This is a genomic window from Kandleria sp., assembly GCF_017934775.1.
Taxonomy (GTDB): domain Bacteria; phylum Bacillota_I; class Bacilli_A; order Erysipelotrichales; family Coprobacillaceae; genus Kandleria; species Kandleria vitulina.
In genome coordinates, this window is sequence record NZ_JAGBIX010000097.1 from 40,490 (window position 1) to 52,924 (window position 12,435).

At 34.3% G+C, this 12,435-nt stretch carries 12 protein-coding genes and 1 other annotated feature; all 12 genes read left to right on the top strand.

What is annotated here, in order from left to right; all coding sequences use genetic code 11:
* Window positions 1-38 precede the first annotated feature (38 nt).
* Entirely contained in the window at window positions 39-1,343 is a 1,305-nt protein-coding gene (locus tag J6L95_RS10590; RefSeq protein ID WP_029070306.1) for a UDP-N-acetylmuramate--L-alanine ligase, read from the top strand.
* A gap of 55 nt (window positions 1,344-1,398) precedes the next feature.
* Window positions 1,399-1,695 carry a DUF948 domain-containing protein gene (locus J6L95_RS10595; RefSeq protein ID WP_029070307.1) on the top strand — a complete coding sequence of 99 codons (297 nt, stop codon included), beginning with the start codon at window positions 1,399-1,401 and terminating at the stop codon, window positions 1,693-1,695.
* A gap of 25 nt (window positions 1,696-1,720) precedes the next feature.
* Window positions 1,721-2,194: a YtxH domain-containing protein gene (locus J6L95_RS10600; RefSeq protein ID WP_287459112.1), complete on the top strand. Its 474-nt coding sequence runs from the start codon at window positions 1,721-1,723 to the stop codon at window positions 2,192-2,194.
* A 21-nt stretch (window positions 2,195-2,215) separates the two neighbouring features.
* Window positions 2,216-3,220: a LacI family DNA-binding transcriptional regulator gene (locus J6L95_RS10605; RefSeq protein ID WP_287459113.1), complete on the top strand. Its 1,005-nt coding sequence runs from the start codon at window positions 2,216-2,218 to the stop codon at window positions 3,218-3,220.
* Window positions 3,221-4,516: 1,296 nt separating this feature from the next.
* Complete coding sequence (locus J6L95_RS10610; protein ID WP_287459127.1) at window positions 4,517-4,915, top strand: aminotransferase class IV; 399 nt, start codon at window positions 4,517-4,519, stop codon at window positions 4,913-4,915.
* A complete protein-coding gene (locus J6L95_RS10615) occupies window positions 4,912-6,138 on the top strand; it encodes a DUF6271 family protein (protein WP_287459114.1) in 1,227 nt (408 codons plus the stop codon). Before J6L95_RS10610 ends, J6L95_RS10615 begins: the two co-directional genes overlap by 4 nt.
* Before the next feature lie 213 nt (window positions 6,139-6,351).
* Window positions 6,352-6,603, top strand: a complete 252-nt coding sequence (locus tag J6L95_RS10620; RefSeq protein WP_287459115.1) for a hypothetical protein — start codon at window positions 6,352-6,354, stop codon at window positions 6,601-6,603.
* Between the two features lie 814 nt (window positions 6,604-7,417).
* Window positions 7,418-8,707: a chloride channel protein gene (locus J6L95_RS10625; protein WP_287459116.1), complete on the top strand. Its 1,290-nt coding sequence runs from the start codon at window positions 7,418-7,420 to the stop codon at window positions 8,705-8,707.
* A gap of 37 nt (window positions 8,708-8,744) precedes the next feature.
* Window positions 8,745-8,942 (top strand) — a binding site (T-box leader).
* A 38-nt stretch (window positions 8,943-8,980) separates the two neighbouring features.
* Complete coding sequence (tyrS, locus tag J6L95_RS10630; protein ID WP_029070310.1) at window positions 8,981-10,207, top strand: tyrosine--tRNA ligase; 1,227 nt, start codon at window positions 8,981-8,983, stop codon at window positions 10,205-10,207.
* A gap of 66 nt (window positions 10,208-10,273) precedes the next feature.
* A complete protein-coding gene (gene truB / locus J6L95_RS10635; protein ID WP_031588708.1) occupies window positions 10,274-11,113 on the top strand; it encodes a tRNA pseudouridine(55) synthase TruB in 840 nt (279 codons plus the stop codon).
* Window positions 11,113-12,030 carry a riboflavin biosynthesis protein RibF gene (ribF, locus tag J6L95_RS10640; RefSeq protein ID WP_287459117.1) on the top strand — a complete coding sequence of 306 codons (918 nt, stop codon included), beginning with the start codon at window positions 11,113-11,115 and terminating at the stop codon, window positions 12,028-12,030. Before truB ends, ribF begins: the two co-directional genes overlap by 1 nt.
* 89 nt (window positions 12,031-12,119) lie before the next feature.
* A complete protein-coding gene (gene rpsO, locus J6L95_RS10645) occupies window positions 12,120-12,386 on the top strand; it encodes a 30S ribosomal protein S15 (protein ID WP_029070313.1) in 267 nt (88 codons plus the stop codon).
* Window positions 12,387-12,435 lie beyond the last annotated feature (49 nt).

Sequence of the window (12,435 nt, forward strand, 5' to 3'; positions counted from 1 at the left end):
AAACTAAAATGTGTTAGAATGTCAAAGAGGTGAAGAAAATGTACTATTTTGTCGGAATTAAAGGTTCAGGTATGGCATCATTAGCAGAAATTCTTCATGATTTAGGTCATGAAGTAGCTGGTAGTGATATTGACAAATATATTTTTATTGAAGAAGAATTAAAGAGAAGAGGCATTCCTATTTATTCTTGGAATAAGGATAATATTAAAGATGGTATGCATGTCATTACTGGTAATGACTTTGATCGTTCTAATCCAGAAGTGGCTGCTGCTCAGGATAATCCTAATGTTATCTGTCAGAACTATTGTGAATTCCTTGGGGATTTCTTTAATAACTTTATTTCAATTGGTATTGGCGGTACACATGGTAAAACAACGACTACAGGTATGTGCTATCACTTATTCAAGGATTATGATAAGACTAATGTATTGATCGGTGATGGTACTGGATATGCAGTTAAAGATGCAAAGTATTTTGTATCTGAAGTTGATGAATTCAGAAATCATTTTAAGCATTACTATAATGACTATGCTTTAATTAACAATGTTGAATATGATCATGTTGATTATTTCAAGACATTTGAAGATTATAAGAAAGTATTTGAAGAATATGGAAACAGAGCTAAAAAGATGGCTGTCATCTGGGGTGATGATCCATATCTTCCACATATGAACTGGACTAAACCAGTTTGTAAGTTTGGTCTAAATGATAATAATGATATCCAGGCTAAGAATGTTATTAACAATGATAAGGGATTATCATTTGATGTTTATGCTCATGGAGAATTATTTGGACATTTTGCATTGCCATTCTACGGCATGCATACATTGTATGATACTTTAGCAGTTATTACTTTAGGTTATCTTGAAGGAATGGATGCTGAGTATATGCAAAAACAGCTTTCTACATTTGAAGGTGTTAAGAGAAGATATACTGTTAAAGAGAAGGGTGATTGTATCTTCGTAGATGATTATGCACACCATCCAACAGCTGTACAGTATGTACTTGAAGAAACAAGAACAAGATATCCTGGTAAACAGATTATTGCTGTATTCCAGCCAGATCGTTTCTCTAGAGCATTACGTTTTGCTAAACGATTTGCAGCTGCAATGGATTTAGCGGATCATCCATTCTTCTTGGATTTCCCAGATAATGCACATCCTGAACCAGGAATTGATATTGATGTCACTGAGATTACACAGTATATTCCTAGAGCGAAGATTGTGAAAACTGACAAGGAACATGCCAAGATGTTAGCTGCTTATGATAATGCAGTTTATGTGTTTATGAGTAGTAAGGATATCTATAAACTTGAAGAACTAGTTATTGAAGCCAAAGGATAGGGTTGAAAGCGCTTTAATTCTATGCGATAATATTTATATTAGAGAGGAGAATTACATGAGTGCATTTGATATATGCTTAGCATTTCTCATTTTATCTGGATCGTTTGCTTTAATCTGTCTTGGTATTCTTTTATTGAAGTCATCTCAGGTTCTAAAAGATGTGAGTGCCTTAACGAAAGAAGTAGAAGTAACAATTGATAAGGTCAATAAGACTGTTGATGATGTCAATTACAAGATGGATCAGATGAATGCCCCTGTTGAATTTGTAAATAGGGTATTTACAAAAAGAAGCCAGAATCCAGGTATTTTGGGAACAATTCTCGGTTTGAAGTCTTTTTTTAAGAAAAAATAAGATCACATAGGAAAGAGGTATGAACATGAAATTAGGAAAGTTTTTAACAGCAGCTTCATTAGGAGCTATCGTTGGTTTATTGTTGGCACCAAAGAAAGGTAAGGATTTAAGAGAAGATTTAAAAGTTAAATCTAAAGAGACTTACGATAAAGTAAAAGGTATGACAAAAGAAGACCTTGAAGCTATTATTGGTGAAACAATTGATAATGTTAAAAAATCTGTAGATGAATTTGATTCTGATGAATTTAAAGCAACAACAAAAGAAAAAATGGAAGATTTACAAAGCAAGTTACAGGATTTAGCTAGTAAAGTGAAAGATTCTGAACAATATGAAAAGGTTGTTGCAGGTGTAGAGGAAGTCACTAAGAAATTAAATGATCGCTTAGATGATGTGAAGAAGAAAGTTCAAGACGGTGTTCTGCCTGATCCTGACATCATTGAAGATGAAATCGATGATGTAGAAGAAGAATTAGATGAAATCATTGATAAAATTAACTAAATAGAATGGCAGTGTGGAAGTATGAAGAAAACAACAATTTATGATGTTGCGGAAGAAGCTGGGGTTTCATTAGCAACCGTATCACGTGTGATCAACGGTTCTAATGTCGTAAAGCCAGCTACAAGAGAGAAGGTATTGGAAGTCATCAGAAGATTGGACTTTAAGCCTAATCAGATTGCTAGAGGTCTAGCTACAAGTAAAACAACAACTATCGCAATTGTTTTTCCTCAGGCACTTTTCGGTCATGTTAAAGATATGATCGGTGGTATTGGAGATACAGGAAGAACACTTGATTACAATATTACAATCTATACAACAGAAGATATCGGTGATGGAGATCCAGTAGCAGCTGTATTGGAAAAAGTCATCAAATCTCGTGCAGATGGTGTTGTTCTTTTCAATAGTGATCAGATCGATCATGAAATTGAAATCATGAAGAAATATAATTTGCCAACAGTTGTTGTTGGATATAAAGTTGACGAAGATAAGATCGGATCTATCTATGTTGACGCAAGTCATGTTTCTTATGATCTTGCAAAGAAATATCTTGCTGAAGGCAAGGAAGATATTGTTTTTGTAAGACCTCAACAGAATCTTGTGAGATTGGATGATTTTGTAGATGGTATCAAGAAAGCATTTGAAGATGCTGGTAAATCTTTTGATGAAGATAAACAGGTTATTAATACATCTACTCATTATGAAGAAAGTTATCCATTCTTTATCGATTATTTCAAAACACATAAACATGATGTTGTCTTAACTGGATATGATAAAGAAGCTGTTGCAGTTGTTAACGCTGCACAGGATAATGGTATCAGCATTCCTGATGATATGCAGGTTGTTGGCATGATGAATACAAGCTATTCCATCATGAGTAGACCATCCTTAACAACAATTCATGTTCCTGTCTATGAGATGGGAGCTATGGCTATTCGTCTGATGACAAAGATGCTTAACGAAGAAGAAATCGATCAAAAAGCAGTACCAGTTGTTACACAGATGATTACAAGAAATACGACAAAATAAGGGCACAGCTCCGAATAACGGGGTATTCTGATTGATGGGGTATGCCTTTCCCACGGAAGTGGAAAGATAAAATCGAATTTATCGGTTTGGGCTGATATCAGTGATGATATCAGTCCTTTTTTGTTTTCGTTTATCCATTCCCTGCTTGTTGGTTGAGGATCCAGGAAGAACGTCGTCTCTTTCGGGGGCTTGTGGCATCAGGGTAGCCAGTGATTATTTCCTTCTGCGGATTTGGCAGACTGTCATCAATCTCATAGCTTTCCTCATCGCCTTCTATCGGAGTGAATGAACTGATGACACTAGCTCTCATTGCCTGAAGCTTAATGAGAGCCTTTGGGGCAGTCTTCATATTACTCTTCCGAGAAGAATAGATAAAGCTGTTCCTAAAGAGCGTCTGCCTCGTTTGAACTGATATGATTGTCTTTCATGAAAAATTGCACCTTTTTTCTGTCTATGAGTACATGTTAGACCATGATGGAAGGCAATTTTTCCATTGCGGAGCTGCTCAATGAACCTGCAGATCTGTATTCTTTTCTGAATTCCTCAATAAATATGAATTTGTCCGTTGTATTTATTTTTCTGTCGTATTGTCGTAGGACGAGCGATGAATCAAACTATGGTTGAAAAGATTCATCACTTTTTTATTTCTGAAGGATTGGTATGATACTATTTTACCTCATACCTTGCCCACAAATTAAAAAAGAGCGGTCTGAAAAACAATTCCAGAATCCCGCTGAAAGTAACAGAAAGTCGATTTCTCTTAGTTTGGAAGATTATCGGAAAAATTAACACAGTTAGAAAACAGTGTAGTAGATTATACAGATGAAAACCATAAATTAAGATGGCTAAATACATTTGCAGGAAATATTCAATCCAATATATATCACATTTATAGATCCGTAAAGAAAAGAGATCTGTCGCTATTCTTAGCTGAACAGGAATGGAGAACAAATCACCGCTATTCAGGGAAGAACATCATGAAAAAGGTGATGAAATACATCAATATGTCATGGCCAATTACATTTAAGCAAATTGCTAATTCAGTACGTGCTTATGAAAAGCAGTTTCTACTAGCAAAGTGAGAAAGGTGGTCTTTTATTTTTTATAACTTTTCAAAAATATTGAGATATCTTTTCTAGTATTATACTATATTATATATATAAGAAATCTACAAATATATAGTATAGAATTTGTTGAGTATTAGAAATGAATAGTGTCAAGAATTTTGTGTAAATTCTTGATTCCTGTTTTTTGATTTCTGTCTGATTTGTTTACTGCATCTCTGCAGTAAACATAATTCTAGTCTCCAGTGACAGCTGCACATGTGCAGCTGTCACTGAACCAGAAGTCTGTAACCTTATCGATCAAAATGATAACCTTATTACAACAAGAGTAGAAGATGATGTATTAGAAAGTTTGAACAGAAGACTAATAATTAAAATTTGGCATGAAATGACGGGAAAACCAGTTCTTGAGAAAAAAATTAGTAGAACTGATTTATATGTTGCAAAAGAAGTTTTTCTATGTAATACAGCCAAATTAATAAGAACTGTGAGAAGTATTGATCACTATTTAATCGAAGGAGATTCAACTTATTCCGAGAAGATAAGTAATATTTACTCTAAAGTTTTGAGAGGTGAAATTGAATATGAGGAGGATTCAATTTTACAAATTAAAGGAGATGATTTAAATTGAAGCATATTCTAATCATTCCTACTCATTTAGAAGCAAAAGATGCCATTATTGATCATGTTCAAGAGTTAAGGGATATCTCCCATTTAGATGAATGGGCTTATGTTATTCTTGACAGTTCAAGCAAAGAGGATCGTCACATCAATGAAGAAGCGATTCTTGAATGCAAGAAAAAAATGCCTGATTTAAGAATCTATCATATCATTCAGGATGAATTTGATTGTGTCATCAAGACAGTAATACATGATCAGAGAATCTTTGACTTATTGATAGGAAACCAGTTTTCCTATGGAAAGATGATGAATAGAATCAGTATGCTCGCTATTATACTTGATGCTGATTATATTCACAGAAGAGACTCTGATACATTTATTCAAAAGGATGCTTCTCCATTAGAAATAGAAAATATCTTTTTGGGTTCTCAATTTGAAGACAAGGAGATCATGATGGTAGGAAGCAGCTATTGTGGAAATTGGGGCATCGACTACTCAGATATTGAAGATTTCTCTATCCTAAAAAAGCTTTTCCGTCTTTCAAAGCCTTATTATTCTGATGAACAATTAACAAAATATATCAATGATAAATATGTAATGGGTTCAAAAGAAAAATATGAAGGAAAAGATTTCTTCTCGTTTTTGCAGTCTGATTATATTGATGCAGGAAACTTTTCTTATCAAAACATATTCAAATATATTCCAGTAAATCCCGCAGTATGTACTTCTGGTACAGATTATATTTATCATGATTATATTGATATCTTAAAAAAAGGAAGACTTTACCACAATAGAAGAGTCTTACACCAATATAATGACAATCGCTATAATGCTATTGATTATACATCCTATACAAAAGCAAAGCTCTATTCTAGACTTGTGAAGATTTTTAACAGTCAAATGAAAAAAGATCTCATGGATAAAAAGATTGACTTAAATAATATTGATGTAGCGGTTTCTGACGCATACAAGAAAATACTCAAGAAAGATGATATCGATCAATTGCTGATGAATATGATCAATGATTTTTATGATACCTATCTAAGCATCAATGATAAAAAGTATGACGAAATATTAGAGTATATTAAAGATAATAAGCAAGATATCATTGAAAATACTAAATCAAAAATTAATGATTACACAATTCTCATTGATCATTGGAAAGACATTGTAAATTATTTAAGTTCACAATTCCAAAATGAACTAAAAGAATTCGAGGTTCTTCCAAAATGAATCCTTCGGAAAGAAACAAATTGTGCGATTTCATAAGAAAAGAAGTATTAACAATGGTATACAGTGCCTTGGAAGCAATATAATATTGGTAATACAAAAAATAAGGGTGGAGTAAAAATCGGGTATAAAGGTACTTTTTAAACATATGCTAAACTCACTGGAGCTACATATAAAACAAATGTAAAGATAACTGTATATTCAGGAAAATCAAATTTGAAGTGGGCAAGATGGAAAACATATCACACTGCTTATGGTTTACTTGGTTCAAATGGTAGTACGCCATCACTTGGTATTGTGTATAACGGATCGATTAGTAGTAAAATAAAAGGAAATTTTACTTTTGATAAAACGAATAAATATTCATATGTTTATGCTTGTTATCTAAAAACATGGGGAAAATTGGATTTCAAAACAAAATCAGGTGAATATAACATTACAACAAAAACGCATGCTGCATTTGAGTAAAGGGGGAAATAGATGCTTTTTACTATTATATTATTGATTGTTCTTGCTTTAGCTATTTATGGATTAATTACAATTATTAAAAAAATAACTGAAAATAAATAAAATACTAAAATTTTCAAAATATTGGTTTAAGTGAAGGAGGAATAAAGATGAATTTTCTTGTATTGTTTATTATTCTTACTTTAGCTGTTTATGGGTTAATTACAATTATTCAAAAAATAATTAATAAATAAAGTGAAAGACAAATTTTGGCACAGTTCCAAATGACGCTGTATTCTGAATGATGGGGTATGCCTTTTCCACGGAAGTGGAAAGATAAAATCAAAATTATCGGTTTGGACTGATATCGGTGATGATATCAGTCCTTTTCTCGTTTATCCATTCTCTACTTGACTCTTACGAGCTCCAACATGGTTCGTTCTTCACCTTAGTAGCAACTTCTCTCCACGTATGTATAAATGGATGTGCTATCTGAATTCACTCTTTTCTTTGCGGAGCTGCTCAATGATCTCTGCAGGTCTGTATTCTTTTCTGAATTCCTCAATAAATATGAATTTGTCCGTCGTATTGTCGTAGGACGAGTGATGAATCAAACTTTCGTTGGAGAGAGTTATCACTATTTCTTTCTTGAGGATCGGTATGATACATACTTTTCCCGCAGGTTAAAAAAGAACGTGACTGAAAAACAATTTCAGAGTCCCACTGAAAGTAACAGAAAGTATATTTCCCGTAGTTTGGAAGATTATCCAAATTTCTTTGTCTTCTTTTTTTGTTTTATTAGTGATAATATATGTCCTGGAAAAGAGGAAATGTTATGTATGAAGAAATATGTAATTTAATAAAAAGAATCATCTGGTACATAAAATCAGGTGCTGAATGGATTTTGATTGGACTGTTTGTAGGATGTATATGTGGTATTGTTGGTACAGCTTTTGCATTAGGTATCAATTATGCGACATCATATCGTATGAATCACGGGTTTATTCTTTATTTCCTGCCTTTGGCAGGGCCGGTGATTGTCTGGATCTATCATCGTTTAGATGTAGCGGGAAGAGGTACGAATGATATTATTGCGGCCGCAAGAGAAGGAAACTTCCTTCCTGTCTTGCTAATTCCTGCTATTTTCGTGAGTACAATCATTACCCATCTGTTTGGCGGATCGGCTGGACGAGAGGGAGCTGCTTTACAGATTGGTGGAGATATTGGCAATACTATTGGAAAATGTTTTAAGCTGGAGAAAAGAAAGGTGGGCATGATTACACGTGTAGGTATGTCTTCGTTCTTTGCAGCACTGTTTGGTACACCGGTGGCAGCGACAGCTTTTGGGACTATGGTTATCAATGTCGGAGAGATTCCTTATTTAACAATCTTTCCTGCCTTGATTGCTTCTCTTGTCTCTTCTTCAATCTCTTATCATTGTGGTGTAGCACCAGTGAGATTCAATGTGGGAGTTCCTTCACTTGATTCCATCATGATCATTAAGATTGCGATCTTGGCGATGCTTTGTGCAATAGTTTCAGTATTATTTGTTAAGAGCTTATCTTTCTTTAATTATTTAATGAGAAAATATCTAAAGAATGCTTATGTCAGAGCACTGGTAGGTGGATGTATCATTGTCTTGCTTTCTTTATTGTTAAATACAAGAGACTATAATGGGGCAGGAATGGATGTCATCAGCAAGGCGCTTCTTAAAGGAGAAGCTTCCCCTGTTGCATTCATCTGGAAAATCTTATTTACAGCCATCACACTTGAAGCGGGATATAAAGGTGGAGAAGTTGTTCCTACTTTCTTTATCGGCGCAACATTTGGATGTTTTGCCTCTACATTATTACAGATTCCACCACAGTTTGGGGCAGCCATTGGAATGATCGGTGTCTTTGGGGCGGCAACCAATTCCTTCCTATCACCACTTTTCTTATCGGTAGAAGTATTTAGTGGTACAGGCATTATCTTCTTTGCGTTAGCTTGTATCATCTGTTATATCTATTCAGGATATTCGGGATTATATTCTTCACAGATGATTGTTTTTTCAAAGGTGACAAGTGAACAGGTAGATGCGAAGACCAATCTATATCACACGGGAGATTGGTATAAATATCAATAAATCTATTTGACAACAGCTTTTTTGTGCTATAAGATAAATGCAAGCGATGAAAAAGACAAGTAGTCATATTGAATGAACAAGAGAGCTTATGGGTGGTGCAAATAAGCCAGGAGATATGATGAATACACTTTGGAGCAGCTAAGTGCAAAGCTTAGACGGAGAGAGACTTCGTTATCAACTAAGAGAGTGTACAGATGTACAAATAAAGGTGGTACCGCGAGAATTCGTCCTTTAGGAGGAATTCTCTTTTTATTTATATACAGGAGGAACAACATGGGTATTTATGAAGAGTTAGTGTGGAGAGGCTTAATCAAGGATGTTTCTTCTCCAGAACTTAAAGACAAATTAAACAATGGCGGATTAACATTCTATATTGGAACTGATCCAACTGGAGATAGTCTTCATATTGGTCATTTCTCATCATTCTTGATTAGTAAGAGACTTAAGGATGCAGGACATCATCCTATTCTTCTTGTTGGAGGAGGAACTGGATTAATTGGTGATCCTAAGCCAACTGCTGAAAGACCAATGATCACTTATGAACAGGTAGAACATAACTTCAACTGTCTAAAAAAACAGGCTGAAGATATCTTTGGCTTCGAAGTTGTTAACAACTATGACTGGTACAAAGATATGAACTTCATTGATTTCTTAAGAGATTATGGTAAATATTTCAATGTCAGCTACATGTTAAATAAAGATATCATCAAAAGACGTCTAGATGAAGGAATCACATATGCAGAATTCTCATATATGATCTTACAGGCTATGGACTTCTACGTATTACATAAAGAAAGAGGCGTAGATATGCAGGTTGCAGGACAGGATCAGTGGGGTAATATCACTGCTGGTATTGAACTTGCAAGAAAGAAAGATGGTAGTGAATTATTAGGATTCACTATGCCATTATTGACTAAGAGTGATGGTACTAAATTCGGTAAGTCTGAAGGAAAAGCAATCTGGCTTGATCGTGAAAAGACTTCACCATATGAAATGTATCAGTTCTTTATTAACAGTGAAGATGAAAAGGTTATTGATTACCTTAAATTCTTAACATTCTTATCAAAAGAAGAAATTGAAGCATTAGAAGAAAGTCATAAGAAAGAACCACATAAAAGAGAAGCGCATAAAGCACTTGCTAAAGAAGTTATCACTTTCCTTCATGGAGAAGAAGCCTATGAAGAAGCCGTTGCTATTTCACAGATGCTATTTAGCGGACAAATTAAAGATTTAACTTATGATCAGGTAAAAGAATGCTTCAATGGTGTACCAACAGTAGAAGTAGATGAAGACTTAATGATCTTAAATGCCTTAGTAAAAGTGGGAGCTGCTTCATCAAACAGAGAAGCACGTCAGTTTGTAAAAGGTGGATCAGTGATGGTCAATGGAGAAAAAGTCACTGATGAAAAATTTGTAGTAGCGAAAGCTAACGCTTATGGCGAAAAAGCAACAGTTATCCGTAGAGGAAAGAAAAAATATTTCGTTATTAATCACAAGTAAGAAACCTTAGGGTTTCTTTCTTTTGTTTAATGAAAGATTATGATAGAATGACACCGGTGATAAAAAATGGAAAATGGAATTCTACTTATTAATAAAGAAGCAGGCATGACAAGCCACGATGTTGTTAATCGGGTAAGAAAAATCATGCATACAAAAAAAGTCGGTCATGCGGGTACATTGGATCCAGATGCAACAGGTGTACTGGTTCTTTGTATCAATAAAGCTACAAAAGCCTTGCAGTTTTTAACTGCTGATGAGAAGGAATATATTGCGACAATGAGTTTAGGAACTTCAACTACAACTTATGATGCAAGCGGTGATGTCACTAGTGAAAAAGAGTTTACAGGATATCATCATCTAGAAGAAGTACTTTCTTCTTTTATCGGTAAACAAAAGCAGGTCCCACCAATGTATTCTGCTATTAAGGTCAATGGGAAGAAGCTTTATGAATATGCAAGAGAAGGCAAGAAGATTGAAGTTGAACCGCGTGATATAGACATCAAGGAAATTGAACTTCTTAAAGAAGAAGGACATGAAATTACCTTCCGTGTCAAATGTTCAAAAGGAACTTATATTCGTTCTCTTTGTGTCGATCTTGCTAAAGCATTGGGTTATCCTGGACATATGAAAAAGCTGATCCGTACACAATCAGGTGCTTTTAGAATTGATGATTGTATCACGCTGTCAGAGTTAGAACAGGGAGAATACAAGATCATCTCATTAGAAGAGGCATTCTCTTCTTTTGATAAGATAGTCGTAGAAGATGATAGTATTGTCACAACTGGAAAAAAGATTAAGAGCGATATTGATCATCAGGTTGCCGTCTATTCAAAAAGCGGTGCCCTTTTAGCAATCTATGGTCCAGATGGAAAAGGAAATCTTAAAAGCATGAGAGGTCTTTTTTAATGAATGTCATATATCTTGATAAAGAGTATCTTACTGATGAACATTATGCACTGGCATTAGGTTTTTTTGATGGCTTGCATCAAGGTCATCTTGCTTTAGTTGATGAAGTGAAAAAGATTGCGGATGAGAAACACTTAAAAAGTGCAATCATGACTTTTGATCGTCATCCTTTATCATTATTAAAGAATGAAAAATGTCAGTCATTGATTTCCTCTAATGATCGTATTGAACTATTAGCAGATATGGGGATTGATACATTGTTTGTGATTCGCTTTACAATGGATGTAGCGAAGCTTTCACCACAGGCTTTTATTGATCAGTATCTTAAACATGTGGATCATCTTGTCGTAGGATTTGATTTTCATTTTGGACATAAGAACAAGGGAGATGTTTCATCATTATCCCACCAGCATTTTGAAGTCTCAGTTATTGCACCGATCATGTATGATGAGAAGAGAAAAGTATCTTCTACGCTTATTAAAGAACTGCTTACAAGTGGGAATGTCGAAGAAGCGAATCGTCTTTTGACAAGACCGTTTTCAATCAGGGGAGAAGTAGTACATGGCAAGAAGAGAGGAAGAACGATAGGCTATCCTACGGCCAATGTTGATTTTGATAGTTATTATGTAATAAGAAGAGGTGTCTATGGCGTAAGAGTTAAACTCAATGATCGCGTTTATTACGGAATGGGCAATGTGGGAATCAATCCTACTTTCAATGAACTTTCTAATGATCTATTGGAAGTGCATATCTTTGATTTAGATGAAGATCTTTATGGTAAAACAATTAAGGTTGAATTTATAAAATTTATAAGAGATGAAAAGACTTTTTCTAATATTGAAGAACTCAAGCTTCAGCTTAAAAAGGATGAAGAACAAATTAAAAAAACATTGACAATAACGAAATATTCTATATAATTACAAGTGCGGCTATTGCTAGGATTCACGCACCTCCAAGCGCGGTTCTTGGAAATAGCTAAGTAATAATTATTAAGGAGGACATATTCATGTTAACTAAAGAAGAAAGAACTGCAATTATCAAAGAATACGGAAGAAAAGAAGGAGATACTGGTTCAGCAGAAGTACAGATCGCTTTATTGACTGCAGATATCAATAAATTAAACGGTCACTTCAAACAGCATCCAAAGGATAAACACGGTAACCGTGGTTTATTAAAGAAAATCGGACGTAGAAGAGATATGTTAAAATATCTTAAAGGTGAAGACCTTGATAGATATACAACATTAGTTGACAAGTTAGGTTTAAGAAGATAATTATTAAAATAGGAACATTGGAGATCCAATGTTCCTATTTTTCTAATAA